We start from the raw sequence: 25892 nt of genomic DNA on the forward strand, positions 1-25892 counted from the left end.
ACGATTGGTATATAGCTTTGGGTGGTGATATTTTGCACGCCATCTGGCAAAATATTGCCCGTTAGCGGCAAGTTTTGTCTAAAGCCGTCAAGGTTATTGCCGATACAGATATCATGGAAAGTGAAGTTCACCCTATTTTGTGCGCGTAGAAATCCTCTGTCGCCCTCAATAGATAACTTTAACGACAGATAATAGAGTGCAGGTATGAGGCTACGAATTGTAGCAGCTTCATTGATAATGGCGCTGAGCTCACCCTTGAGTCATGCAAATTTGGCTGATGTGGGAGAGCCCGTTCCAATATATACAGAAGCTGAATTGATTAAATTAATTGAGAATAATCAACACCTAGAGCGCGTGAAAGCTGATAAGTGCCAGTTAGTTGAAGATATCGTTGCGCGTGCGACGCGTATTAGCTTGCCTTCTTATGAGTTTTTATATGGTGATATGTTGGCGTGGGGTGTGTGTGTTCCTCAAGACGTAGAGCTTGGTTTGTATTATATGGAAAACGCAGCACATCAAGGTTTACCCACCGCGTTAGAGCAACTGGGACGTTATTATTCTCGTGGTACTTTGGTTCAACAAGACAAAGAACGTGCGATTCCGTATCTACGTGAAGCGGCTGCTATGGGGAACCTAAGTGCGAGTATTCATTTAGCTGAGCTGTTGCTACGTGACTATGGTAGCCCGCTAGATTACGAAGATGCTTATCGCTGGTTATATAACTCGGTAACGGCAGACCAAAGGCAACACAAGCGCATTACTGTGCTTAGAAGTGGGTTAGAGCAGAGGATGCCTGAAAACATTATCGCTCGAGCCAAGCGCCGAGATGTATTCTGGTAACCACGAATACTATTTTAGGTTGATGATTAACTCCTGCACTCGTTACTCATCAATATTAAGGTAGATAGAAACAGAAAGGCCTCGCCGGTGAATACCCGCGAGGCCTTTTTGATCTGCACTGTTTTTTATTTTTAAAAACCGTAGCGAGCTAGTGTTCGTCGTTACTGCACAACCTCACCAGACTCAATGACCGTTTCACGAACCACTTTGGTGAAATCGAGCGCTTCTTGGCGAATCTTATCTTCGTCTACTGTCAGCATGTTGCGGTCTTGCATGATGATCTTGCCATCCACGATGGTGTGGCGAACGTTCCCCGAGTTTGCAGAGTACACTAAGGCTGAATATGGGTTGTACACAGGAACCATGTTTGGTGCCTTGGTATCGATCACTATGATGTCGGCGAGCTTACCTGCTTCAAGAGAACCAATTTTATCTTCCATGTGCAATGCTTTGGCTGCGCCCATTGTTGCCATGTCGATCACTTTGAGCGGCGGCATTGCGGCACGATCTTTATTAACCAGCTTGTGAACCTTAGCCACTTGGTTGAACTCATCAATTGTGCTCAATGTGTTACCAGACATCGGCCCGTCAGTACCTAAACCGATACGTATGTTCTCGTCATACATCTTAAGGGCAGGGGATACGCCTTTTGCTGATTTGATATTGGCACTCATGTTATGAGCAACGCCCATGTCTGACTTTTTCACGAGTTCGATATCTTGATCATCCACTAAGATCATGTGTGCGCCAACGAGGTTTTTGTTGAGTGCACCAATGCTGTCCATGTATTGAACTGGTGATAGTCCATTTGAACGTTCTGCGATTTTCTCTTCTTCACGGTGTGATTCTGCAAGGTGAATCATCACTGGCACATCTAGCTCTATAGAGAGTTTAGAAATTTTATGCAGGATCTCAGTCGTATTTGTGTAAGGCGCATGTGGGGCAAACGCTGGAGTAATTCGAGGATGATCTTTGTATTCTTCGATGAAGTTCAGTGCGTACTTAATCCCTTCTTCGGCATTGGCCGCATCGGCGACTGGGAACTTAATCACGCTTTCACCTAAAATGGCACGCATCCCGATCTGGTCGACAGTTTTCGCGACTTCATCCTCAAAGTAGTACATATCGGCGTAAGTGGTTACACCGCCTTTCACCATTTCAACGTTACCTAGGTTAGCACCAATGCGGACCATGTCTCGCGAAACCAGTTTCTTTTCTAGTGGGAAGATGTAGCGATGGAGGCGATCGGGCACATCATCGGCGAGTGAACGGAAAACCGTCATCGATACGTGAGTATGAGTATTAATGAGACCGGGCATGACGATATCGCCATCCACATCGAGTACTTGCTTAGCTTGGTATTGCTTCTCTAATGAAGCATCGCCTACCGCAATGATTTTGTTGTTTTTTACGACAACAGTACCGTTCTCATAAACCGTTTTGTCTTGGTTCATCGTGAGAACCATAGCGTCGGTAATCATCAGATCTGCTTTTTCCATCGCTGAACTGGCGAATGAAAATAGGGCTAGGCTTGTCATTGCAGAAGCCAATAAAGTGCGTTTAAGTTTCATATCAATACTCGAAACAGAAGTGGGAAAAGTATCAGAATCATAGAGTATTTCATTTATCGAGCAAACGTTTGTTTTATCGTTTGCTTGAGGTTCTGATGATAGATAATGGCGATGAAGTCATTTTTAACAAAGGGAAATATGCATCAATTTGAGGTTATTTTAGGCTTTTCCAAAGCATATCTGTAGGTTACCTCTAGCATCAGATATACTAGGGGTATATACATTCCTTGCTTAAGCAGGCCCGCCTATGTCAAAAAAAACACCGATGCCAGAAAATACCACCACGACAACCAATATTGATCCCTTTGCAGACCGAGAGTCTAAAAATTACGACAACCCAGTACCAAGCCGAGAGTTCATTTTATCGTTTCTAACAAAAGCGAATATTCCAATGAACCGTAACGATCTATTCGAAGCTTTGGGTCTTGAGGGTGAGGAGCAATACGAAGGCTTGCGTCGTCGTTTACGTGCAATGGAGCGTGATGGACAGCTCATCTTTACTCGTCGTCAGTGCTATGCATTGCCTGAGAAGATGGAACTGATTAAAGGCTACGTGATTGGTCATAAAGACGGTCATGGTTGGGTTCGCCCAGATGGCAGTGTCGGTAAAGATAACGATATCTTGTTGCCGCATCACCAGATGAAAACCATCATGCACGGTGATTACGTGCTGGCTCAGCCGACTGATAATAGTAAGCGCGGTCGTCGTGAAGGACGTTTGGTTCGTGTTCTTGAAGAGCGCAAAACGCCACTTGTTGGTCGTTTTTTCCTAGAGTATGGCCACTCTTATGTGGTCGCCGATGATTCACGGATTAGCCATGACATCCAGATCCCTACTGAGCATAAAGGCGGTGCTCGAATGGGTAATGTGGTTGTGGTTGAAATTACGGATCGCGGTGGTCGTTCTCGTAACATGATGGGTAAAGTCACCGAAGTTCTCGGTGAGAACATGGCACCGGGTATGGAAACGCAGATCGCGATCCGCACTCACCAGATCCCAAATGAGTGGCCTGAAGCGGTTGATAAGCAAATCGCAAACCTAGGCGAGCATGTGCCTGAAGAAGCAAAAGAAGGACGTGTTGATCTACGTAAACTGCCATTGGTCACGATTGATGGTGAAGATGCTCGTGACTTTGATGATGCGGTTTATTGTGAAGCGAAAAAAGGCGGGGGCTGGCGCCTATGGGTGGCCATTGCAGACGTAAGTTACTACGTTCGTCCAGATACAGCGCTAGATAAAGAAGCGATTAACCGAGGTAACTCGGTGTACTTCCCATCGCAAGTCGTACCAATGTTGCCAGAGATATTGTCCAATGGCCTATGTTCATTGAACCCTCAAGTCGACCGCTTATGTATGGTGTGTGAGATGACTATCTCAGACAAAGGCACACTATCAGGCTACAAACATTACGAAGCTGTCATGAACTCTCATGCTCGTCTGACTTACAACAAAGTAGGCGCGATCTTAGATGGCAATGAAGAGCTTCGCGAGCGTTACGAGCCAGAAGTACCGCATCTTGAAGAACTGCACAAGATGTACAAAGTGCTTAAGAAAACGCGTGATGAGCGTGGTGCGATTGAGTTTGAAACGGTAGAAACGAAGTTTATCTTCAATGCGGATCGTAAGATCGACCGTATTGAGCCGGTAGTCCGTAACGATGCACACAAGATCATTGAAGAGTGTATGATTCTCGCGAACATCGCATCGGCGTCTTACGTAGAAAAAGCGAAGGAGCCTGCTCTATACCGTGTTCACGAAACACCGGGAGAAGAGCGTTTAGTTGGTTTTAAAAGCTTCTTAAGTGAGTTAGGTCTAACGTTGGAAGGAGGGTTATCTCCATCACCAACAGATTACGCCGAATTAATGCAGAAAATTCATGAGCGTGAAGATCGTGAGCTAATTCAGACCATGTTGTTACGCTCGATGAAGCAAGCGGTATACAACGCAGATAATGCGGGTCACTTTGGTTTGGCACTGGAGCGTTATGCGCACTTTACTTCACCAATTCGTCGTTACCCTGATCTATTGTTACACCGCGCAATTAAGTACTTAATCGCTAAAGAAGAAGGTCGCAGCAGCGAACGTTGGACACCAACGGGTGGATACCACTACACGTTCGATGACATGGATTTCTACGGTGATCAGTGTTCAATGACTGAGCGTCGTGCGGATGATGCAACACGTGAAGTGAACGACTGGCTGAAATGTGAATACATGCAAGATCATGTCGGCGAAGTGATGGATGGTGTTATTGCCAACGTGACTGGCTTCGGTTTCTTTGTTCGTCTAACTGAACTGCACATTGATGGCCTAGTTCATATCTCTGCGCTAGCGAATGATTACTACCAATTTGATGCTGTTGGTCAGCGCCTAGTGGGTGAGAGCTCTGGTAATATCTACCGCTTGGGTGATTCGGTTAAAGTGAAGGTTTCTGCGGTTAACTTAGAAACTCGTCAAATTGACTTTGATTTGGAAGACACTGAGCGGCAGCCGCGTGGTAAGGGCAAAACGGCCAAGAAACGCGCAGCAGATGCGATGAAAAAGGCAAAGAGCAAGAAACGCTCGGCAGTAAAGAGCAATCAACCAGGAACGTCTGCGAAGCCTTTGGTTGAGCCAACTAAGCGACCAGACGGTAGTACTCAAGAGTCTGATAAGAAGAAGTCGGCGAATAAAACCGGTGCTGCTAAAGCTCGCGCTAAGAAAAAACGGGCAGCAAGTCGTAAGCCAAAAGCGGATAAGTCTTAATATTTAGGTTTACAAGGACCAGCACGGTTTAGCGTTTCACTAATTGAATGCGAGAGTAACAGGCGAAAGACGCATACTCTCGAAATAAACAACACAGAGAGGGAGGTGTCGGAATGGATGCACTCTTCTCTGAGCAATATGAGTAACTTGAGATAATGAGTAACGAATTTATTTACGGTATTCACGCGGTGAAAGCCGTACTAGAAAAAGATCCAGTACGTTTTATTGAAGCGTATGTACTGAAAGGTCGCCAAGACGAGCGTCTTCTTCCATTGCTGAACCAACTGCAGCAGTTTGGTGTATCGATCCAACAGATGGGCCGTAAGCCGCTTGATGAAAAAGCACAAGGTGCGAATCACCAAGGTATTATCGCGAAGGTAAAGCCTGCTAAGCCGCTTAATGAAACGCACCTAGACGATATTCTAGCGCAACATGAACAGCCATTACTGTTGGTTTTAGATGGCGTAACAGACCCTCACAACCTAGGTGCTTGCCTTCGTAATGCCGATGCGGCTGGTGTGGCTGCGGTTATCGTTCCGAAAGACCGCTCTTCGCCGTTAACGGCAACGGTAAGCAAGGTAGCATGTGGTGCGGCTGAAACGGTTCCTCTAGTACGTGTAACCAACTTGGCTCGCACAATGCGTGCATTGCAAGAGCAGGGCGTATGGTTTGTGGGAACGGCGGGTGAAGCAACGCATGATATTTACCAAGCGAAGCTAACTGGCCCATTGGCTGTAGTGATGGGCGCGGAAGGTGATGGTATGCGCCGTTTAACGCGTGAAACTTGCGATGATTTGATTAAGATTCCAATGGCAGGCAGCGTGTCTAGCCTGAATGTTTCTGTAGCGTCAGGTATCTGCCTATTCGAAGCGGTAAGACAGCGTTTAGCTCAATAACGCCTACTCAGTAATACTGGGGGTAGTGATGCTTTACGACATAAAGCATTAGAACTATTCTAAGTCTATGAATTTATTAACGCTCACCCGAGTTGGTGAGCGTTTCTTTTTCTGGCTCAAGAGAGAGAATATTTCACTTTCTTGGATGGCTAGATGGCGGAAGGAAAACTGTTTCATTATTAGCCAAATACCGCTTGCTAATACCGGGTTCTTTCTATAATATTTGCCGTCCTTAAAACTCGGTCATTTTTCTTTAGTTCCTTGCTTCCCTTGGACGACCGAGCCTTTCGTGGAAGCTAATAATCCGTAAGGAGCAACCAAATGCGTCATTATGAAATCGTATTCATGGTTCACCCTGATCAAAGCGAGCAAGTTGCTGGCATGATCGAGCGTTACACTGGTTCAATCACTGAAGCTGGTGGTACTATCCACCGTCTAGAAGACTGGGGCCGCCGTCAAATGGCTTACCCAATCAACAAACTTCACAAAGCTCACTACGTTCTTATGAACGTTGAAGCTGGCCAAGAAGTGATGGACGAGCTAGAAACTGCTTTCCGTTTTAACGATGCAGTTCTACGTAACATGATCATGCGCACAAAAGGCGCTGTGACTGAGCAATCTATCATGCTTAAGCAAAAAGAAGAGCGTGCAGAGCGTGCTCCTCGTCGTGATGACCGTGAAGAACGTGCACCACGTCGTGAAGAAGAAGCTAAGCCAGAAGCTGCTGCTGAGTAATTCTTTTTTGACCCTTTAGGTCATTAAATTTTATTCAACTCGTTTAGGTATTTTCACTTCAAGCATTTGCTTACGCTTATTTATAAGCTTGTGTCAATACCGCATTATTAAATTTAGATCAGGAGATAGCCCATGGCTCGTTTCTTCCGTCGTCGTAAATTCTGCCGTTTTACTGCAGAAGGCGTACAAGAGATTGACTACAAAGACGTAGCAACTCTAAAAAACTACATCACTGAAGCTGGTAAAATTGTACCTAGCCGTATCACTGGTACAAGTGCTAAATACCAACGTCAGCTAGCTCGCGCTATCAAGCGTTCTCGCTACCTAGCACTACTACCGTACACTGATAAGCATCAGTAATCGGTAATAGTTAACAATAGTTTAAGAGGACAAAGATAATGCAAGTTATTCTACTTGATAAGATCGGTAACCTAGGTGGCCTTGGCGACCAAGTAAACGTTAAATCTGGTTACGCTCGTAACTTCCTTATCCCACAGGGTAAAGCAGTTATGGCAACTAAAGACAACGTTGCTATGTTCGAAACTCGCCGTGCTGAACTAGAAGCTAAAGTTGCTGAGCAACTAGCTGCTGCTCAAGCTCGCGCTGAGAAAGTTAACACTCTAGAAGGCGTTACAATCGCTTCTAAAGCTGGTGACGAAGGTAAACTATTCGGTTCTATCGGTACTCGTGACATCGCTGACGCTATTACAGCGGCAGGTGTTGCAGTAGCTAAGAGCGAAGTACGCCTACCTGAAGGCGCTCTACGTAACATTGGTGAATTCGAAGTAAGCATCCAACTTCAATCTGAAGTTTTTGCTACTGCGAAAATCACTATCGTTGCAGCTGAGTAATTTCAGTACCAAGACGAATTCTTTCTTTTGAAAGTTTTAAACACCAGCTACGGCTGGTGTTTTTTTATGTCTGGGATATAGGAAATATAAGGAAGGGTTGTGGTAAGTAAAAAGCTTACGGTGATCTAAATGCTCTTATTGCTGAACAAGCAGTTGTTCAGATTAGAATTGGAATAACAGGTTAACAGACAGCACTGAGTCTTCTTTGCTCAACCCATTAGGCACCTTGTCGTGGTATTGACGAGAGTGAGCGATCTTCAACGCAATATTATCAGTGATATCGTTGATCGCTTCTAATTCAGTATCAAAGTTTAGGTTGCTGTGTCCTGACACAACAGTCACATTCGCTTTGAATTGTAAGTTCGGCAAAACTTGCCATGACGTATTCACGTTGCCACGGAAAATCGCTTCCTCAACAATGTCGGGGAAGATGATGTCATCATCGTCTATCTCATCAAGGTTAGGTTCTTGGTAACGAAAACCAGGCCCTATTTCCACTTCTAATATAAACTCTTCTGTATTTGAAAATTGATAACCAAGGCCACTCGAAACGGTGTAGTCTTTAAAGTACGCGCTGTATCGAGAGTCGACGCCTTTAAAGCTGCCGTAAAGATAGGTTTTAGGGCTTAATTTGTAGTCGCTTTGAGCTGAGTACGTCGATTGCCTTTTATCCTCTTCACCATCTTTGTAGAGGTTGTAGTATTTCCATTCACCACTGGTTCTATGGCGCCCGGAGGTGTACTCACCATTAAGGCGAGCATTAAGCGAGCGGGATTCTGAGTTACCATTATGTGATTGGTAACCAAATTCAACTTCGGTTTTCAGTGGATTAGGCAGTTCTGTATCACTCGGTACGATATCCATATCTTCTTCGGGTGCCGGTGCAACGACAAGCGGTTCAGTGGTAGCTTCTGGTACTACTATAGAGTCGAGTATTGCATCAACAGAGGGTTTAGCATCATCAGCTAAAGCCAACGGAGTGCTCAAGAGACCTGTGCTCAGAAGGCCAGTGCTCAGAGCCAATAATTTGGACACGCATACCCCAGTTATACAGTGAATTAATGGAAAGATCGTAATGCTACCCTTGGTGGTTTCAGTCAGCAATAGGTAAATTTTTCTGGAAGAATAAAACAAACCTGTAGGATCGGATTACAAATGAATGTTCTTGGGTATAATGAGCGATCATTATTAGTTATTGAGTGTAGTCATAGTGGATAGCAAAAGTCAGAAATCAGCCAACGATCCGGTGGATGCCATCAAAGTCCCACCACATTCATTAGAAGCTGAGCAATCTGTTATTGGCGGCTTGTTACTGGACAACGAGCGCTGGGACACGGTTGCTGAAAAAGTGGTGAGTAAGGACTTTTATAGTCGTCCTCACCGTCTGATCTTTGAGGCAGTAAAAGATATCCTTGAAGAAAGTTCTCCTTTGGATCTTATTACACTCTCTGAACATTTAGAGTTGCGTGAGCAACTGGAAGATGTCGGTGGCTTCGCTTACTTAGCTGACCTTGCTAAAAATACACCAAGTGCAGCAAACATTAATGCTTATGCTGATATCGTGGCACAGCGTGCTCTGGTGCGCAGCCTGATTGGTGTGGCGAATGAGATTGCTGATTCGGGTTATGACCCACAAGGGCGTACATCAGAAGAGCTAGTAGATCTAGCTGAGAGTAAAGTTTTTGCTATTGCCGAAGGTCGTACAAGCGAAAATGAAGGCCCACAAAACGTTGATAACATTCTAGAGAAGACGCTAGAACGTATCGAGATTCTATATAAAACGCCACAAGATGGTGTGACGGGTGTCGATACTGGTTTTAACGACCTCAATAAGAAGACGGCAGGCCTACAGGGTTCTGACTTAATTATTGTCGCTGCACGTCCATCGATGGGTAAAACCACGTTTGCGATGAACTTGTGTGAAAACGCGGCGATGAAGCAAGACAAACCTGTTTTAATCTTCTCGCTAGAGATGCCAGCAGAACAGCTGATGATGCGTATGTTAGCGTCACTTTCTCGCGTAGACCAAACTAAGATCCGTACTGGTCAGTTAGATGATGAAGACTGGGCGCGTATTTCATCGAGTATGGGTATTCTGATGGACAAAAAGAATATGTATATCGATGATAGCTCGGGCCTAACCCCAACAGAAGTGCGTTCGCGTGCTCGACGTATCGCTCGTGAGCATGATGGTCTCTCTATGATCATGATAGATTACCTGCAATTAATGCGTGTACCTTCATTATCTGATAATCGTACTCTTGAAATCGCCGAGATTTCGCGTTCATTGAAAGCGCTCGCGAAGGAATTGAACGTTCCGGTTGTGGCTCTTTCTCAGCTTAACCGTTCCCTAGAGCAACGTGCTGATAAGCGCCCTGTAAACTCGGATTTGCGTGAATCAGGTTCGATTGAGCAAGATGCCGATTTGATCATGTTTATCTATCGTGATGAGGTTTATAACCCAGACAGTTCACTAAAAGGCATCGCTGAGATTATCCTTGGTAAGCAACGTAACGGTCCGATCGGTTCCGTGCGTCTGACCTTCCAAGGGCAACACTCTCGTTTTGATAACTATGCAGGCCCTGCATTTGATGATGAGTAATCGTTAATGACTTATATGAAAGCAGCGACAGCGAGTATTGACCTAGGTGCATTAGAGCACAATCTCCAACTGATTAAGTCTAAAGCACCTAACTGTAAAGTGATGTCAGTGGTAAAGGCTAATGGTTATGGGCATGGCTTATTGAACATCGCTAAACACTCTAAGAACTCTGATGCTTTCGGGGTCGCTCGTATTGAAGAAGCCTTACAACTTCGTGCTGGTGGTATTGTTCGGCCTGTGCTGTTACTTGAGGGCTTTTACTCTTCGGGTGATTTACCGGTATTGGTGGCCAATAACATCCAAACAGTGGTGCATTGTGAAGAGCAACTCAGCGCTTTAGAAAACACAGCGTTAGAATCACCTGTTGTGGTATGGCTTAAAGTCGATAGCGGTATGCATCGCTTGGGGGTTCGTTCTGAACAATATCAAGATTTCGTTGATCGCCTGCATCAATGTCCGAATGTGGCTAAGCCGTTGCGTTATATGAGCCACTTTGGTTGTGCTGACGAGTTAGACAAAGCCACGACACAGCAACAGACTCAATTATTCCTGTCTTTGACTGAAGGCTGTGAGGGCGAACGCTCTCTTGCGAACTCTGCAGGTTTATTAGCCTGGCCAGATAGCCACTTAGATTGGGTGCGTCCTGGAATAATCTCTTACGGCGTATCACCGTTCGCAGATAAGTCTGCACAAGAGCTTGGTTTTCAGCCTGTGATGACTCTGACGTCGCACTTGATCGCTGTTCGTGATGTTAAAACCGGGGAAAGTGTTGGTTATGGCGGCAACTGGATCAGTGAACGAGACACTAAAGTAGGGGTTATCGCGATAGGTTACGGTGATGGTTACCCTCGCACTGCACCTAACGGTACTCCGGTGTTTGTGAACGGTAGAAAAGTACCGATTGCAGGTCGAGTGTCAATGGACATGCTAACGGTTGATCTTGGCCCAGATGCTACTGATAAAGTGGGTGACGAAGCAACGCTATGGGGGAAAGGCTTACCTTCAGAAGAGGTGGCAGAACATATTGGTACCATTGCTTACGAGCTGGTCACAAAGCTGACCCCGCGTGTCGCAATGGAATACGTAAAGTAAAGATGTTCAAGCCTTTCTGATTATTTAAGGGTGGCACATAACTGTGCCACCCTTTTTATTTACTGGTAATTCTCTGGTTATCAATCGATCTTTATGGCTGAACGCTTACGGTTATTCGCCTTGGATTGTAGCAATGACAGTGCGGCTCCCACCACAATCTCGATGTTCACCTAAGTAAATACCCTGCCATATTCCTAAAGCTAAACGACCGTTGGTGATGGGAATTGTCACACTGGTGCCAAGTGTCGATGCTTTAATGTGGGCAGGCATATCATCATCGCCTTCATAAGTGTGTCTATAGTAGGGCGCGCGCTCGGGAACAAACTTATTGAAATGCGATTCCATATCGCCACGCACCATTGGGTCTTCGTTTTCGTTTAGCGTGAGGCTGGCAGAGGTATGTTGAATAAAGAGATGTAATAAACCAACGGATAGAGAGCCAATATCGTGTATCTGTTGTTCAATTTCATCAGTAATGAGATGAAATCCACGCTTTCGCGCATTTAGGTGTATAGTCTTCTGAATCCACATACGCCATCCTTTATAATGTATTTGGAAAAAAAGTGGTTTAACGCTATCTTTTGAACTTGAATTTATCAGGTATCGCTCACATTTAATTATGTTAGAGCTAGAGTTTGTACCGATCTTTCTATCAGGAATTCGAATCCTGATTTATCTCAAGGTACCGCTCTTCATATACGGCATAATACGTCGTGAAAAAAAATTACAAAGAATCTTTCGGTGGTGATGCGGTTCGGTCATCACTGAAAAATATAAACTTTCGCCTAACCGGGGATTCTATTCATCACTTAAGTGACGTTTAGAATAAAACCTACAGTAACATCGGGATAGATACCATGTTGAAAAATATCAACCCAACGCAAACACAAGCGTGGAAAGCGCTAACGGCACATTTTGAGTCAGCTCAAGATATGGATATGAAAGAGCTGTTTGCTCAAGATGCAAAGCGTTTCGAGAACTTTTCTACTCGTTTCGGTTCTGACATCTTAGTGGACTACTCTAAGAACCTAATCGATGCTGAGACTATGCAGCACCTATTTGCTCTTGCAAACGAGACTGAAGTAAAGTCTGCAATTGAAGCGATGTTTGGCGGTGATGCAATCAACAAGACTGAAGGTCGTTCAGTACTTCACACTGCTCTACGTAACCGCAGTGATAAGCCAGTAATGGTTGATGGCAAAGACGTAATGCCAGCAGTGAACGCAGTACTAGCAAAAATGGAGCTGTTCACACACCGCATCGTTTCTGGTGAGTGGAAAGGTTACACAGGTAAAGAGATCACGGATGTTGTCAACATCGGTATCGGCGGTTCGGACCTTGGCCCGTACATGGTGACTGAAGCGCTAACGCCATACAAAACTCGTCTAAACATGCACTTTGTTTCTAACGTAGATGGCACTCACATTGTTGAGACGCTTAAGCCGTTGAACCCAGAAACAACGCTATTCCTAGTAGCATCTAAAACATTCACCACTCAAGAAACCATGACGAACGCACACTCTGCACGTGATTGGTTCTTGGCTGAAGCGGGCGACAACGCACACGTTGCTAAACACTTCGCAGCACTATCAACTAACGCAACTGCGGTCGCTGAGTTTGGTATTGATACTGACAACATGTTCGAATTCTGGGACTGGGTTGGTGGTCGTTACTCACTATGGTCTGCAATCGGTCTTTCTATCTCACTATCTGTTGGCTTCGATAACTTCGTTGAGCTACTAGAAGGTGCTCACGAGATGGATAACCACTTTGCTTCAACTGAGTTTGAAAGTAACATTCCAGTCATCCTTGCTCTTATCGGTATTTGGTACAACAACTTCCACGGCGCTGAGTCAGAAGCTATCCTACCTTACGATCAATACATGCACCGTTTTGCTGCTTACTTCCAGCAAGGTAACATGGAATCGAACGGTAAGTTTGTAGACCGCGAAGGCAACCCGGTAGAGTACCAAACAGGTCCTATCATCTGGGGTGAACCGGGTACAAACGGCCAGCACGCGTTCTACCAACTGATACACCAAGGCACTAAGCTGATCCCATCAGACTTTATCGCGCCTGCTATCAGCCACAATCCAGCCTCTGATCACCATCAGAAGTTGATGTCTAACTTCTTTGCTCAAACTGAAGCACTAGCATTCGGTAAGACAAAAGAGACAGTAGAAACTGAATTCCTAGCGGCGGGCAAAACAGCTGAAGAAGTTGCTGAGCTAGTACCTTTCAAAGTATTTGAAGGTAACCGCCCAACAAACTCAATTCTTGTTAAACAAATCAACCCTCGCTCTTTAGGTAACCTAATTGCGATGTACGAGCACAAGATCTTTGTTCAAGGCGTTATCTGGAATATCTTCAGCTTCGACCAATGGGGTGTAGAGCTTGGTAAGCAACTAGCAAACCAAATTCTTCCAGAGCTTGCTGACGATGCTCAAGTAACGTCTCACGACAGCTCAACGAACGGCCTAATCAACGCATTTAAAGCGCTTAAAGCTTAATTGAGTTGATAGCCTAAAAAGAAACGCCAACCTTCGGGTTGGCGTTTTTGTATCTGTCGTTCTAACAATGGCTAAATCGCAGGTAACAAAAAAGGCTGCCATATCTGTCAGCCTTTTAAATACAGCGTCAGCCTTCTAAATATTGTCTCTATTCGAAACAGATCTCGATGAAGGCATTACCCCATTGAGACGTGAAAGGCATGATGATGATTGCGCCTTCACATTTGTGACGAATAGTATGACCTTTACCTGCAACCACGATTGGCGTTGCCATGTCGAAGTCGAAGCCGCTTTCTGCAAGAATTCGTTTTGCGCCGCCCGTAACCATATTAGTGATTTCACCGACCATATCGGTTACTTCTTCATTTAGGCCGTTTGGTCGTTCACCCAACATGTTTTCCATGATTTCTAGGGCAAGGCCTTCATCAAAGGTGATCGACATTGAGCCTCGAGATTGTGGGCCAACCATACCGATTAAACCAGAGACATCACCACGAGCGATTTCATCTTTTTTAACTCTTGGCTTTTGTGGTTTCAATTCTAGAGAAGCCATCGTTTTTAGTACATTCATTAGAGAAGCTAAAAACGGGTTTACAAATTCAGCGCGCATAATGTTCTTCTATAATCTTATTGTTTCATATCAGAGGAGCAAGTTTGGCAAATGCCATGAGATTCAATAACGTGATTCGTTAATTGAAAGCCATGCTTCTCAGCGTTATTAGCGAGTTGATTGATAAGAGCATCGTCTTGTAGCTCAATCACAGTGCCACATTTGTCGCAGATTAATAGCTGTGAGAAATGCTTGTTGGCATTACAAGAGCAACAACATATAAAGCTATTGGTAGACTCAACTCGGTGAATGAAACCTTGTTCCAACAAAAAATCTAAAGCGCGGTAAACTGTGGGCGGTTTGGCTTGTGGTTCGCTCACCTTTAATTGCTCTAACAATTCGTATGCACTGGAGGCTTTTTTATTAGAGAGGATGAGCTCAAACACTCGCTTTCTTTGCGGAGTTAATCTAACTCCTCGAGATGCGCATAGCCCTTCAACTTGCTCTATTAATGTGTGGTCCAAATTTTTCACCATTCAATCGGACATTCCTGTTCAAATTCTATTTCTAGATAACTTTACTTGGGAGCCAATGATTTCTATTAAAGTCAGGTACAGAGCGTATTGTGACCCACGACTTTGAATAAGACAAGGTAACTCAAAATGACTGTGTGACTCAAGGTATAACTGATTAGTGAGGCTGAATTAGAGGCCTGGTGAATAGGTTTAAATAAGAAAGTGTGAAGTAAAGTTCATATAGCACAATTAGGACATAGCATTTACAATAGCCGACTTTGCTTTTTGCTGGGTGTTCCAGCAGATTTTTTGACTCGCTATCAGGTTACTTTGCCATGACACACTCATGTAAGTTGTCTGTCGCTCCAATGCTCGATTGGATTGATTAAGCAGCCTTAGCAAGGGCTGAGCTAGTTTGAGGGGTACTATAGGAGTACCGCACTCAATAAATGCTTCTACGCGTTACATTCTTTGTCCTGTCCAAACCACCTCACCGATGATCTCGAAGTCGGCACTTTTAATCTCTTCTTTGCCTAGTTCCCATGCTTCATACGCACTATTGTCACTGACTACCTTGATACCGTTTGGTAAAAATTGAAGTCTTTTCACCATTAGTCGATTGTCATATCTGAATACGTAAATCCCGTCAGTAGAAAAACCATCAACTCGGTTCACCATTACGATGCTTTGATTTTTGAGAGTAGGGATCATGCTGTCACCACGAACAGGCATTAAGAAAATGTTGTTTGGGTTAAAGCCAAGCTCTTGCCTAATGAATCGCTCACTGAAAACCATTGCGCTAGATTCTTCTTCTTTTTCAACAAGCGTACCTTGTCCAGCACTCACCTCAATATCGAAGAACTTCAATTCCAAATAACCTTTTGGTGCAATTGAGCCTGTTTTTGCGATCTCTTTCGCTTTTAAGAAAATATCTTCGGGGATGTGATCACGGTGTTTCCAGTTGGAAATGGTCTTAGGTGACTTCCCTAAAACTCTTGCTAAATCAACATTCTTAGACGTGTTAGTAAGTTCTTTAAGTTCCTTTAATTGTTCCTCAAAAGTTCCCATTAAGAAATCTCCGTGTACATTTGGGGTTGCTAATTGAAATTAGATCCTCAATAATTCCCCATGAAATGATTAGGGAGGTTTGAGGGATATTTAAGTTTCCTCGAATGACTTCAAGTGTACTACACGGAGGAAGTATGAACACAAAATTTGCACTACTCGCTAGGTTTGAAAATCCAACCGTAGAACTAAAACAAATCAGCCAAGAGTTTTTTGGTATCACCCCTAAGACGGCAGAGCAAAGAGCGAAAGCTTGTGACTTTCCCGTTCCTACCTTCAAGTTGCGTGATTCAGAGCGCAGCCCGTCGTTAATCAAGATAGAAGACCTAGCTGCTTACATTGATAAGCGTCACTCAGAAGCCACGCAAGATTGGCTATCAGTAAACGGGTAAGAGGATTGAACATGAATAATGTAACGACTCCGATTCACAGCGTTAGCGTAGACCTTTCTCATTCGAGTGAAGCCAAAGAGCTTTTAACGATAGTTAAAGGCCGTTTGTCTTGGTTAAGCCCGTCCTCACCTGAGTTTGAATTTTTATCTCCGATTTATAAGCAGTTGGTCGAAGCAGCAAGTTTATTGGAAAGCTTGGAGGAATAGACATGCCAACAACAAAGGGGCTTGAAATTCTTGCAAACCTAAAAGCCAAGCACTTTCCAAATGGCTATAGCTCAAAGCAACGAGGCGGTAAAGATTACCGCTTCAGCTCCAAAGGGCAGGCGGAATATAAGCGTGCGCTAAAGCTTCAAATTATTAGGCTTCGAGAGGTAGTTTCATGAGCCGCAATAGTAAATATGAAGCAGCAAGGAAAGAGGAAGGACTCAAGAAGGTTACGTTATGGGTGCCGCAAGACAGAGAAAGCGAGTTTCACATGTTAGCAAAAGCATGTTGTGAATTTCGTCATTTAACTTTTAACACTCTGCGCGATACCCAATCAGGTAAGTACATTTCTTTAGAGCGTTTATAACCCGTCACTGGTGACAAGATGAATAAACACGAAGTTCAACAAAAGGCGGCGGGAGAATTGCAAAAGCGTTTGTCTCGCTCTTGGCAAGGTGAGTTTTTACGCCGTAACAAGATTAATGCTTCACAAGCTACTTTGTCGCGTTGGGCGTCTGGTAAGCAAGCGATTCCACTCCACATTCTAGTTCAACTAGAAATTATCGAATTCAAGAGTTAGCCAGGGCGGCATACGTTCTGTGTATGTTGTCCAGGGGAGAGAGATAGTGAGTACCTACAAGCGATTTTATCAACCTAACGTAAATCAATCTTTTGGTCAGTTCGTTTCAAATGTTACTGCGCATCTGCCGATGATGTTGCGCCAAGACATCGACCTCAAGATTGGCATTCGTAAAAAACGAGATAACCCTACTGATCGCAATCTATCCGCGTTCGTTAAAGATCGCGTGTCTTACGTTGATAAAGTCGCTCATCACTTTTCAAGCAAGTTTCCTTTTGGTTTTGCCTGTCATGAGCCTAAGCCTTTAGAGCTCACCCATGACATTCTTATGAGTGACGACTTAATCAAAGACTTTGCTGTCAAGCTGACAGTAGCCTTTGCCGATATCATTAACGATATTGCCATTGTCGAAACTGAAAAGCGTATTGATGGCATTCCTGATAGCTCTCTGGACTACTACGAGGCGTTGCATTACGGCTTTGAACAAATCCGTGACGTGATGTTAAAAGCGTTCGTTGAACCGCCTAACGCTGATACCAGTGATATAGGTAAGAAGCTCACCATTCAAGACGCTGAAACCATTTTAGAGTGCGCTATTCGTCGTTGTATCGATCCGAAATATTTAACGCGCAAACTTAAACGTCTGCGTAAGCAATACATTGAGCACGCTCAAGTGACTCTAGGTAATGTCGGTAAGAAGCAAGGACAAACGCATTACGTCTCGCGTCTAACTCTCTCTAATTTCAAGCAGAAGATGCGTGAGTCAGAAGACTTCATGCAAAATATGGTTGTGATTAGTCATGAGACCATGCAGGAGTTCAACCTTGCCGAAGTAGCCTCACGTACAACCGCTAACCTTGAGAACCGACGAGTTGAACTTGTTGTTCGTAGTCGTGGCGATGAAGAGCGAGCCATTGATATGGGCTTCGAAGGTATATTTATTACATGGACGCTACCGTCTCAATATCACCGTAATTCTCCCAAGTGGAATGGTTGCACCGTAAAAGAGGCGCACCAAAACCTAATGGAGCAGTGGAAGCTTGCTCGTGCTCACTTTGCAAAAATTGATTTACCTTGGTTTGGCCTACGGGTAGCCGAACCCCACAAAGATGGAACTCCTCACCTCCATGCATTTGTCTATTGTGCCTCTGAGCATAAAGCGGAATTCATGCGTATTTGCGCCACGATTGCCCGAAATGAAGATGCTGACGAGCTTCATACCAAGCAGCAGCGTAAGGCTCGTTTTTACGCAAAACCTTGCGACCCAGCGAAGGGGAGCGCAACGGGTTACATCATCAAATACATATCAAAGAACATTAACGGGGCGCACATGCCAGAAGGTGATGCCGGTGATATTGCTGTATCGGTTAGAGCGTGGGCAAGTGCATGGGGCATTAAGCAGTTTTCACAATCGGGTGCTCCTGCCGTGGGATTGTGGCGACAGCTGAGACGCGCCAATAAATTGGACGTGGCCATTGATGAGGATTTAGCGAATCTACATGACCATGCAGATAAATCACGTTGGAAAGAATTTACTCAACACATTGGGGATTTGCGTCTTGCTCATGAAGAGCAATTTAATCAGTACGGTGAAACAACCAAGCGGGTAATTGGCCTCAAGTGGTTGGGTAATGTGATCGAAACGTGCAGCGAGCGTTTTTCTATTGTGGCGAAGTGCGATGTGGATGCGTGGAAAGATGAGCGAAGCGAATTAACCCAAAGAAGCGGAGCTTCGTCTTGGAGCACTGAAAATAACTGTAACTCTCCCTTAGTTGAACATCTTCAACGCGTGACCGGATGGAGCGTGGAGGGAGTCCAATGTCTAATCTCACCGCTAATGCGGGGGGCAAAAGTTCAAATAGATAAATACACGAATATCAGTTTCAAAAACAATCGTCTGATTGTGTATTAAACCATTGCCAACGATGTGAATCAGGGGCTAAACACTAAACAACGTCGTGAGACAGAGGAACACCATGAACACACTTTCTAAAGAAGAATGCCAAGCAGAACTAAAACGCCTAGATACTATTGATGGATTAGAGAAAGAGCTTGAAATCGCCTTCGATAAAGTCAAAGACCTATCACCAAGTGACCTACTGACGCTTGCACCCAAACTTTTGATGGGAAATGCCAACCCTCTGACTGAGCTTGGCCTTGACCCCCAATTGGTAGACAAAGCAAAGCTTGTCGCTAAAGCCAACCGCATCATTCGTTCAGAACGTAAAAAGCAGCTTCAAAAGCAGATGGGTAATGTGATTGAAGAGGTGCAAACCAATGAGTAAAACACCAAATCCAACGCGGGGTTATGTCTCTTGCCCAGTGTGTAGTCGAGCGTCAACCGTTCACATGGTTGGCGAGGGCAAACTGATTGATACAGGCGAAACCGTTAAGAACGGGCGCAACCTTGGATTGCTTTATTACAAGTGTCCAAGTTGCGGTAATAGTTCAATGAGTAAAACGGTGAGTGATTATTGTAGTGAGCACATGAAAGAGTCGGTTGCCCAGCTGCCAGTGCTAAACGAAGTCGTTGAGCTTGAGCTAACCGAAGATGAGCCAACGGTCATTGAAGCGCAAACCAATACCGATTCAACTGAAATGACTACGGTAGAGCAAGCGCTCCCAACCGAAGAAATCCAAGACGAAGTGCAACCACCAAAACCAAGCCTTAAACCGCAATTGCTCAAGGTTGGAGCATGTTTGGGTTTGATTCTCGTGTTGCTCTTCACCATTAAACGTTTATTGGCAACGCCAAAATCAACGCAAGAGGGTAACGCCAATGGATGAATCAACCGTTGAAATGAGTGCTGACAACCTTGCTGAGCTTGATATGTACGTTGCGGAGCTGCAATCGAGCGCTTCAACCGAAAACCAATCGAGTGGCAGCACTGAACAAGACCCCGAAGTCGATGTTAGTGAAGCATTGGATGCGTTGGTTACAACGGGGTTAGTGGTTGTTGAGCAAGCCGTGTCGATTATGAAAGACATTGATTTTGAATTTGATGATCGCGCTAAACAAAGCGTCATCAATGCAGCTCGACCTGTTGCTAAACAATACGGTGGCGCATTGCTTGAACATTGTGGTGATTACATGAACTTGATGACGCTCACCTTGGCGATTTTAGGTTTGTGGTGGGCTTCTAAGAAACAAATCACCGTACTAGAAATGCAGAAAGAAGAGGAGGCGAAGCATGTCGCTAATCGTAAATCCGATTAACTCTAATCCCTCTCATGATGCCGAGCACACCGTTTATTTAGGTGGTACGGGTAGCGGGAAAACCAGTGCCGTGAAATTCATGGGGCTAGTACCCAAAAAAGGACAAGTCCTGTTCTTTGACCCGTACCGAAATTATGCGGGGCAAAAGTTTCACGGCCAGATGTGTCATGGCTTTGATGACCTTGCCAAGTTTATCAAAGCGGCAGTGCATGGTCGTCGTGTTGGTTGTTCGTTTAAGCTTGCCTATGTCCCGCCCAAAGGAGCGTGCATGTCAGAACTTGAAGCTTTTAGCGCGATTGCTTGGGCGTTGGGGGATGGTCATAAAACTAAGCTGAATGTGGTGATTGAAGAACTCGCAAGTTGCGCGGAAACCTCTGGAAAGCTAGAAGGTAAAACAGGTGAGCTTTTACGTGGTGGCCGTCAGTTTGGTCATGTGGTGCACACCATCTTTCAGCGTGGGCAAGAAGTACCTAAAACCGTGACTAATCAATCTTCGGTTTGGTGGTTGGGCGCGGTGAACTCTGGCGTGGATGCGGATTGGGTTGCCAAACAAAAAGGCATTCACTCAAACGAAGTTGCTGATCTTAAAAGTGCCAAGGTTAATAAGCGTCTTATCGGCAAGGCGATCGCGGAATACCTAATTGTTCGTGATGGGATTGGCAACATAGAACGTGGTGCACTGAACTGTGAAAGTGGGAAGCTCCTATCTCGCAATTACCGTTAAACCCTTCGTGATGCCTCTCTCATTTCAACCTATAGGTTAAAAGTTCTACCTATAGGTTGAAACCTCATGACCTTGTTTCGGTTGTCTGATTTGATAATGACTCTTAAAAACTTTCCAACGTTGTGAAACAGGGGAAACCATGAAAGCAAGTCATAAAGCCATGCTAATCACAGTCGTCTTAGTGCTGTTGGCATTAGCGGTAATCAACAATGTAGGCGCGCTCAAGCCTCTCAAAGAGCAAATCAATGGTAATTCGGGGTGGTTTTAAATTATGGAACTACTGAATACACCATTTAACCCACGTCCACTCGATTTAGACCCTGTTGAAGGAGCTAATTGGGGCAACCAAGCAAGCTTACGTTTGGTTAGTGGTCCAACATACCAATCCATAGAACTGGTAACGAACATTACTAACCCTGCTGATATTGAGCGTGTACGTATCACGTTAAACGGCAAGGAAACGTACAACCTAACAGGTCAAGATTTAGTAGACCTTCAGGAGCATCGCAAACAGTTCACACAAGCGGGTCGCTATGTCATCCCATTTGCAGATTTAACGCTTCGCACCAAAGGCGGTGTTCGCACTGGTGAGCTTGTTACCCTGCAAGGTGAAATCTGGTTTGTGTATATCCAGTTAGCTCCAAAATCGGGTGGTACAGCTGCGCCAAGCATCCGTGCACGTTCTCATACGACACAAGCTCAATCACAGCGTGTTTACTTACCGCGTATTTACTCTTTGTCTTGGTTTGCCAGTGCATCGGGTCGTACTCCGTTTGATTTTTCTGAGCGTTCTCCGCTTCTGTCCTTAAAGCGTATTCACTTCAAAGACTCGTCGATTGATCGCGTTCGTGTTCTTCGCGATAGCGTTGAAGAAATCAACGTCAACAAAGCAGACAACGCATTCGACCTCGCTATCTGTGGTTTAGAACAAAATCCAGATTGGTTCAGTCTTGATTTTGTTCGTACTGGCTTTGGTGTGGAAGGTCGCTTGCCGACTAATGCCATGAAGCAGCTTCAATTCGAGCTTGATAAGTCTCAAACGGGCAGCGTGTCTGTGTTGATTGAAGCTATTGAGCAAGTAGGCGTTATCACAGCGAACTAAGGGGGTGGGCCATGTCCTTACCTGACCAACCGAAAGCCACCGCCAGTTCTGGCGGTTGGTTTGACAGCATCCTCGAAGGTGCGGGTGAACTTGTTGGTGGCGCTGTCGACGTGGTGGGTGACTTTGGCGGCAATATGCTTGGTATCAAAATGGATAACGAGCTAGAACGCGCTAAGTCGGCCAGTCCAGACGAGAATCGCGCCAACAATAACGACTATCAGCAACCCAATGGACAGCCCGTGAATACGAGTAGCGGTGTTCAATGGCAGACCATCGCCATTGTTGTGGTGTTGTTGCTTGTGGTGTTTGGCGGATTGGCGTTCGCGCTCAAAGGGGGCAAGTAATGCCAATCCTCTATCTCGGTGTGGCGGGCTTAACTCTTGGGTTTTTGACCGCCAAGGAAATCAACAAATCAGCGTGGATCATTGTGGTGATACTGGCGCTGATTATCTGGCTGAAAATGGGTTGATATGTTTGGAGCAATGACCAGTTTAACGGGCGGTGGTGGTTTAACGGGCGGTAGCGCTGGACCATCTACAGCCACAAGTAGTAACCAGTCGGGGCAATCAATTGGTGGAATCAACATGGGTGGTGGGGTGAGTCCTTGGCTCATTCTTGCTATCGCAGTGTTGGTCATCGTAGCCCTAAAGGTACTCAAATGATCCAAGTGGTAACGCATTCAAAAAGTACACAAGAGCGATTGCGAGTTGCTTTTCGCGCTTGTCCTGATGACTTCGAGTTAATGGAGCAAGCTATAAGCGATGGCCTTGTTAGCATCTATCTGATTCAAGGTGATAACTATGACCTTGCTGTTGCAGGTGAGGTGTTTGGCAATAGCTATTTTGTGTGGGCGGTACAGGGAACTGGCGCAGTGAAAGCGACCCGTGAACTGGCAGCTTATGTCAAAAGCAGCGGTTTGAAAGCGATTACCACGAAAACGTATTTTCCTTTGGTGGCGCGCTTATTAAAGCGGCTTGGAAAAGTCTCAAGCATAGAGCGAGACAGTCACCAATTATTACGATGGGAGGTGTAGTGCATGGGTGGTAAATCCAGTTCAAGCAATAGCACCAGTACAAAGAATACCAGTAGTCAAAATGCTATCAGCGGTGACAACCTCGGCGTTGCACTGAGTGGTATTGAAGGTTCAACGATTAATGCCACGTCCACCGATTATGGCAGTGTGGCTAAGTCGTTTGATTTTGCAGGTGACGCGCTCGATGAATCATTAGCGCTCGCCAATGGTGCGCTCAAAGAATACAGCTCAAGTAATAGCGAAAACCTTCAAATGATAGCAGGGCTTGCGGGTAATCAAGCGGCTCAAAATACACAGAACCTCGACAAGCTAACTGAGCTTGCCAAGTTCAAGCAAGACAACGGACAAAGCGCTCTCAACAAACAGCAATTAGTTCTTATGGCCGTGATTGTATTTGTGTTTGGTTTTGTTTTGTTTAAGGCGGTGAAAACATGAACCTCACTCTAATAAAAGGGCAAGTCGTTCCCTTAACCGTAGAGTCTAGTTGGCTTTTTATTGAGTCGTATAAAGGCAAATTGTCAGTTCGATTAGATGATGCTGGAGAGGAATTTACTTTGCCTAGTGGCTCGGTTCTTCGTTATGGAAAACCAATGGGGCGCATTTTACTTAGTGGTGAAGGTAGCCTTTCACTTGAGCATGGCCGTGGGGATTTTACCCCACCAGTTGAAGGGCAAAAGCTAGAAATTCAAACCATGCCACAAATCGAATTGGTTCCTGGTCAAAGTATGAAAGTCAGCGAGCTGCCAGAAGTACGTCTTGAACCTAATCAGAGCGTACGCCTTGAACCCAATCAGGTTGTAGGCGTAGAAGTTAGTAACGAATTAATGGGTCGTTCAGGTGAATTGCCAATGCCTGTTCCCGCTAATGCCAATCGTAAAGGGATAATTATCAAAGCGCCTGCAAGTAATGTAGGGGTGTTGAGTCTCAAAGGTTTTGAGTTAGTCGCGGGTGAGACGGTCACGATTGAAACTACAGCGGGGTTCACTTTGTCAGGAACAGAGCCTGATACAGATACAGCGCATATATTGGAGTATTAACATGCTATTACCACCGCTACCTACGGGTAACAGTCGAAATAAAATCGAATTTCTGTATGAGCACATGAACTCTGGCGAACCCAGTTCTGATGCACCATTAGCGATACCGATTATTCAAGGTGATTTTTATCGAAGTGGCCGAGATGGTTGGAACGAAGACCTAGACGGATTTTTGCTTACATACAGTGTCTCTGAGTTCTCCGAATTTGGAGACATGGATATCTTGCCATTGATCTCTTTAGCACCTGAAAGTGATGAGCCCTTTGTTAAGTTTTTCTTCAACCTTTCAACCATGCTTCGCCTATCCAATTTTGAGGGGGAATTGGGCTTTGCTGTTGTTTTAGCTGATGAGCAAGGCAACGTCATCAAATCCCCCGATGGTTACGCTACAAAGTTAGACCTAAAAAGTACTACGGTTCACGGCACTCCTTCAGAGCTAGGGCAGCGAGTCACGGCTAATGAAACGGCTGTCTTATGGGTTGATAAGGAACTTATCAAAGGAAAACAAAAAGTTATTCTACATCTGATGATCAGAGGCGATGCAGCTTACACCTCCGATAGTGGAAGAACGGACAAAGAAATTTTGTCGAGAGTGTTCCTGCATGGTGGTGATGTGACTTTGGTTGGTTTGGGCGTGTCGTAAGTCTAATCGTAGGAGGCTGCATGATTCGCGCACTTATTGTTATTGCCTTAATCCTTTCTCTATATCAGGGGCAAAAAGTTATGAAATCACAACTTAATCGCGGGGTTCGTAATAACAACCCGCTCAACATTCGCATTAGTGGCAACGCTTGGACGGGTAAGGTTACACCATCGAAAGATAAGGCTTTTGAAACTTTCTCTGATTCGAAGTATGGCTTTCGAGCTGCGACCAAACTCATCCGTAACTATCAGAACCTTTATGGACTCAATACGCTCTCGGGCATTATTCATCGTTGGGCACCAGAGAGTGATAACAACGATACCGAGAATTACATTCAGTTTGTGGCTAGCAAGGTTGGCGTAAATCCTAGTGCTGCTTTAAATCTCTATGACGATCATTTCATGACTCGTCTTGTTCATGCCATGTCCATCATGGAAGTTGGGCGATATTACTCAGTGAGTGATGCAGCTGCAGGGGTCGCGCTTGTATGACCAAACAAGAAGCAATGCAACGTTTGGCGGTTGGGATTCTGACCGCTTTAATCAGCGCTTATATTTGGAAGCGCATCAACAGCTAGGGGTTAACAATGAAAGTGGATTTTAAACAGCTATCGACTAAGAAAGGGCTTGCGTTAATTGGGGCGGGTATTGCTCTTGCTGCGGGGCATCCTGAACTACTTACTGCGAGCGTTTCAGAAACGGGCGTTCAGTATGGAGGGCTTTTGGGTACCTTAGTTCCATTAGCAATTGGCCTGTGGGAAACCCTACGCAATGAGTTCAAAGGCCTGTAAGTATGAATGAATTCCCTTTTGTGCAATTACTCACTGAGTTTGGATTAAAGCCTGCTGAAGTGTTGGTCTTAATTATGCTCTGGCAAAATATAAAGGGTAATAGAGTCTTGTTAGATAAGTTGGTTGAAAAAGTGCATCGGTTAGAAGTGAAATTAGGAGACCGTCAATGCTCTGAATAGTCCTGAGTTTATCCTA

37 protein-coding genes are annotated in these 25892 nt (G+C 45.0%); 31 read left to right on the plus strand and 6 right to left on the minus strand.

Features of this window, described 5'->3' with window-relative positions; translation table 11 throughout:
• Positions 1–204 precede the first annotated feature (204 nt).
• A complete protein-coding gene (locus tag ACED48_RS18455) occupies positions 205–840 on the plus strand; it encodes a tetratricopeptide repeat protein (RefSeq protein WP_017055710.1) in 636 nt (211 codons plus the stop codon).
• Positions 841–1001: 161 nt separating this feature from the next.
• Here ACED48_RS18455 and ACED48_RS18460 read toward each other — a convergent pair whose 3' ends face one another.
• Positions 1002–2411, minus strand: a complete 1410-nt coding sequence (locus tag ACED48_RS18460) for an amidohydrolase (protein WP_017055711.1) — start codon at positions 2409–2411, stop codon at positions 1002–1004.
• 247 nt (positions 2412–2658) lie between these two features.
• Between ACED48_RS18460 and rnr the strand changes: the two genes are divergently transcribed.
• From rnr to rplI, 5 genes are all read left to right on the plus strand, one after another.
• The gene (gene rnr / locus ACED48_RS18465) at positions 2659–5157 is read left to right on the plus strand and encodes a ribonuclease R (RefSeq protein WP_017055712.1); all 2499 of its coding nucleotides are present in this window, start codon (positions 2659–2661) and stop codon (positions 5155–5157) included.
• A 155-nt stretch (positions 5158–5312) separates the two neighbouring features.
• Positions 5313–6053 (plus strand): 23S rRNA (guanosine(2251)-2'-O)-methyltransferase RlmB, encoded by a 741-nt coding sequence (gene rlmB, locus ACED48_RS18470; protein WP_017055713.1) that lies wholly within the window; start codon positions 5313–5315, stop codon positions 6051–6053.
• A gap of 321 nt (positions 6054–6374) precedes the next feature.
• A complete protein-coding gene (gene rpsF / locus ACED48_RS18475) occupies positions 6375–6788 on the plus strand; it encodes a 30S ribosomal protein S6 (protein WP_004735855.1) in 414 nt (137 codons plus the stop codon).
• A 132-nt stretch (positions 6789–6920) separates the two neighbouring features.
• On the plus strand, positions 6921–7148 hold the full coding sequence (gene rpsR / locus ACED48_RS18480) for a 30S ribosomal protein S18 (RefSeq protein ID WP_000090472.1): 228 nt from the start codon (positions 6921–6923) through the stop codon (positions 7146–7148).
• Between the two features lie 38 nt (positions 7149–7186).
• Positions 7187–7639: a 50S ribosomal protein L9 gene (gene rplI, locus ACED48_RS18485; RefSeq protein ID WP_017055714.1), complete on the plus strand. Its 453-nt coding sequence runs from the start codon at positions 7187–7189 to the stop codon at positions 7637–7639.
• 162 nt (positions 7640–7801) lie between these two features.
• Here rplI and ACED48_RS18490 read toward each other — a convergent pair whose 3' ends face one another.
• The gene (locus tag ACED48_RS18490; RefSeq protein WP_077679893.1) at positions 7802–8743 is read right to left on the minus strand and encodes a DUF481 domain-containing protein; all 942 of its coding nucleotides are present in this window, start codon (positions 8741–8743) and stop codon (positions 7802–7804) included.
• 106 nt (positions 8744–8849) lie between these two features.
• On the opposite strand from ACED48_RS18490, the gene ACED48_RS18495 reads away from it, so the two are divergent.
• Positions 8850–10241, plus strand: a complete 1392-nt coding sequence (locus ACED48_RS18495) for a replicative DNA helicase (protein WP_017055716.1) — start codon at positions 8850–8852, stop codon at positions 10239–10241.
• A gap of 6 nt (positions 10242–10247) precedes the next feature.
• A complete protein-coding gene (gene alr / locus ACED48_RS18500; RefSeq protein WP_017055717.1) occupies positions 10248–11333 on the plus strand; it encodes an alanine racemase in 1086 nt (361 codons plus the stop codon).
• Positions 11334–11444: 111 nt separating this feature from the next.
• Here the strand turns inward: alr and ACED48_RS18505 are convergent, their stop codons facing one another.
• Positions 11445–11864, minus strand: coding sequence for a secondary thiamine-phosphate synthase enzyme YjbQ (locus tag ACED48_RS18505; protein WP_017055718.1), 420 nt, complete (start codon positions 11862–11864; stop codon positions 11445–11447).
• 326 nt (positions 11865–12190) lie between these two features.
• Between ACED48_RS18505 and pgi the strand changes: the two genes are divergently transcribed.
• Positions 12191–13843 (plus strand): glucose-6-phosphate isomerase, encoded by a 1653-nt coding sequence (gene pgi / locus ACED48_RS18510; RefSeq protein ID WP_017055719.1) that lies wholly within the window; start codon positions 12191–12193, stop codon positions 13841–13843.
• Between the two features lie 148 nt (positions 13844–13991).
• Here pgi and ACED48_RS18515 read toward each other — a convergent pair whose 3' ends face one another.
• The 3 genes from ACED48_RS18515 to ACED48_RS18525 form a co-directional block, all read right to left on the minus strand.
• Positions 13992–14453 (minus strand): chemotaxis protein CheX, encoded by a 462-nt coding sequence (locus ACED48_RS18515; protein ID WP_017055720.1) that lies wholly within the window; start codon positions 14451–14453, stop codon positions 13992–13994.
• 17 nt (positions 14454–14470) lie between these two features.
• The gene (gene zur / locus ACED48_RS18520) at positions 14471–14929 is read right to left on the minus strand and encodes a zinc uptake transcriptional repressor Zur (protein ID WP_029626897.1); all 459 of its coding nucleotides are present in this window, start codon (positions 14927–14929) and stop codon (positions 14471–14473) included.
• Positions 14930–15370: 441 nt separating this feature from the next.
• Complete coding sequence (locus ACED48_RS18525) at positions 15371–15976, minus strand: S24 family peptidase (RefSeq protein WP_017055722.1); 606 nt, start codon at positions 15974–15976, stop codon at positions 15371–15373.
• A gap of 134 nt (positions 15977–16110) precedes the next feature.
• Here ACED48_RS18525 and ACED48_RS18530 point away from each other — a divergent pair, with 134 nt between their 5' ends.
• The 22 genes from ACED48_RS18530 (at position 16111) to ACED48_RS18635 (ending at position 25876) form a co-directional block, all read left to right on the plus strand.
• Positions 16111–16365 carry a pyocin activator PrtN family protein gene (locus ACED48_RS18530; RefSeq protein WP_017055723.1) on the plus strand — a complete coding sequence of 85 codons (255 nt, stop codon included), beginning with the start codon at positions 16111–16113 and terminating at the stop codon, positions 16363–16365.
• Positions 16366–16376: 11 nt separating this feature from the next.
• Positions 16377–16571, plus strand: a complete 195-nt coding sequence (locus ACED48_RS18535) for a hypothetical protein (RefSeq protein ID WP_017055724.1) — start codon at positions 16377–16379, stop codon at positions 16569–16571.
• Between the two features lie 2 nt (positions 16572–16573).
• Positions 16574–16750: a hypothetical protein gene (locus tag ACED48_RS18540; protein WP_017055725.1), complete on the plus strand. Its 177-nt coding sequence runs from the start codon at positions 16574–16576 to the stop codon at positions 16748–16750.
• Positions 16747–16938 carry a hypothetical protein gene (locus tag ACED48_RS18545; protein ID WP_017055726.1) on the plus strand — a complete coding sequence of 64 codons (192 nt, stop codon included), beginning with the start codon at positions 16747–16749 and terminating at the stop codon, positions 16936–16938. Before ACED48_RS18540 ends, ACED48_RS18545 begins: the two co-directional genes overlap by 4 nt.
• Before the next feature lie 18 nt (positions 16939–16956).
• The gene (locus ACED48_RS18550; protein ID WP_017055727.1) at positions 16957–17151 is read left to right on the plus strand and encodes a hypothetical protein; all 195 of its coding nucleotides are present in this window, start codon (positions 16957–16959) and stop codon (positions 17149–17151) included.
• Positions 17152–17197: 46 nt separating this feature from the next.
• Entirely contained in the window at positions 17198–19063 is a 1866-nt protein-coding gene (locus tag ACED48_RS18555; protein ID WP_017055728.1) for a replication endonuclease, read from the plus strand.
• Between the two features lie 64 nt (positions 19064–19127).
• Complete coding sequence (locus ACED48_RS18560) at positions 19128–19436, plus strand: hypothetical protein (protein ID WP_017055729.1); 309 nt, start codon at positions 19128–19130, stop codon at positions 19434–19436.
• Entirely contained in the window at positions 19429–19938 is a 510-nt protein-coding gene (locus ACED48_RS18565; RefSeq protein WP_017055730.1) for a hypothetical protein, read from the plus strand. Before ACED48_RS18560 ends, ACED48_RS18565 begins: the two co-directional genes overlap by 8 nt.
• The gene (locus ACED48_RS18570; protein ID WP_017055731.1) at positions 19931–20368 is read left to right on the plus strand and encodes a hypothetical protein; all 438 of its coding nucleotides are present in this window, start codon (positions 19931–19933) and stop codon (positions 20366–20368) included. The genes ACED48_RS18565 and ACED48_RS18570 overlap by 8 nt, the downstream gene beginning before the upstream one ends.
• The gene (locus ACED48_RS18575; RefSeq protein WP_017055732.1) at positions 20343–21092 is read left to right on the plus strand and encodes a hypothetical protein; all 750 of its coding nucleotides are present in this window, start codon (positions 20343–20345) and stop codon (positions 21090–21092) included. The genes ACED48_RS18570 and ACED48_RS18575 overlap by 26 nt, the downstream gene beginning before the upstream one ends.
• Positions 21093–21231: 139 nt before the next feature.
• Positions 21232–21360, plus strand: coding sequence for a hypothetical protein (locus tag ACED48_RS18580; RefSeq protein ID WP_017055733.1), 129 nt, complete (start codon positions 21232–21234; stop codon positions 21358–21360).
• 3 nt (positions 21361–21363) lie between these two features.
• Entirely contained in the window at positions 21364–22194 is an 831-nt protein-coding gene (locus ACED48_RS18585) for a major capsid protein P2 (protein WP_017055734.1), read from the plus strand.
• 11 nt (positions 22195–22205) lie between these two features.
• Entirely contained in the window at positions 22206–22538 is a 333-nt protein-coding gene (locus ACED48_RS18590) for a hypothetical protein (RefSeq protein WP_017055735.1), read from the plus strand.
• Positions 22538–22663, plus strand: coding sequence for a hypothetical protein (locus tag ACED48_RS18595; RefSeq protein ID WP_017055736.1), 126 nt, complete (start codon positions 22538–22540; stop codon positions 22661–22663). The genes ACED48_RS18590 and ACED48_RS18595 overlap by 1 nt, the downstream gene beginning before the upstream one ends.
• 1 nt (position 22664) lies before the next feature.
• Positions 22665–22856, plus strand: a complete 192-nt coding sequence (locus tag ACED48_RS18600) for a hypothetical protein (protein WP_017055737.1) — start codon at positions 22665–22667, stop codon at positions 22854–22856.
• Positions 22853–23227, plus strand: coding sequence for a hypothetical protein (locus tag ACED48_RS18605; protein ID WP_017055738.1), 375 nt, complete (start codon positions 22853–22855; stop codon positions 23225–23227). The genes ACED48_RS18600 and ACED48_RS18605 overlap by 4 nt, the downstream gene beginning before the upstream one ends.
• Before the next feature lie 3 nt (positions 23228–23230).
• Complete coding sequence (locus ACED48_RS18610; RefSeq protein ID WP_017055739.1) at positions 23231–23662, plus strand: hypothetical protein; 432 nt, start codon at positions 23231–23233, stop codon at positions 23660–23662.
• Positions 23659–24264: a hypothetical protein gene (locus ACED48_RS18615; RefSeq protein ID WP_017055740.1), complete on the plus strand. Its 606-nt coding sequence runs from the start codon at positions 23659–23661 to the stop codon at positions 24262–24264. Before ACED48_RS18610 ends, ACED48_RS18615 begins: the two co-directional genes overlap by 4 nt.
• Before the next feature lies 1 nt (position 24265).
• Positions 24266–24907, plus strand: a complete 642-nt coding sequence (locus ACED48_RS18620; RefSeq protein ID WP_017055741.1) for a hypothetical protein — start codon at positions 24266–24268, stop codon at positions 24905–24907.
• A 20-nt stretch (positions 24908–24927) separates the two neighbouring features.
• Positions 24928–25398: a hypothetical protein gene (locus tag ACED48_RS18625; protein ID WP_017055742.1), complete on the plus strand. Its 471-nt coding sequence runs from the start codon at positions 24928–24930 to the stop codon at positions 25396–25398.
• Positions 25399–25493: 95 nt separating this feature from the next.
• Positions 25494–25697, plus strand: coding sequence for a hypothetical protein (locus ACED48_RS18630; RefSeq protein ID WP_017055744.1), 204 nt, complete (start codon positions 25494–25496; stop codon positions 25695–25697).
• 2 nt (positions 25698–25699) lie between these two features.
• Positions 25700–25876, plus strand: coding sequence for a hypothetical protein (locus ACED48_RS18635; protein ID WP_017055745.1), 177 nt, complete (start codon positions 25700–25702; stop codon positions 25874–25876).
• Positions 25877–25892 lie beyond the last annotated feature (16 nt).

This window comes from Vibrio sp. 5S239 (assembly GCF_041439575.1).
Lineage (GTDB): Bacteria > Pseudomonadota > Gammaproteobacteria > Enterobacterales > Vibrionaceae > Vibrio > Vibrio kanaloae.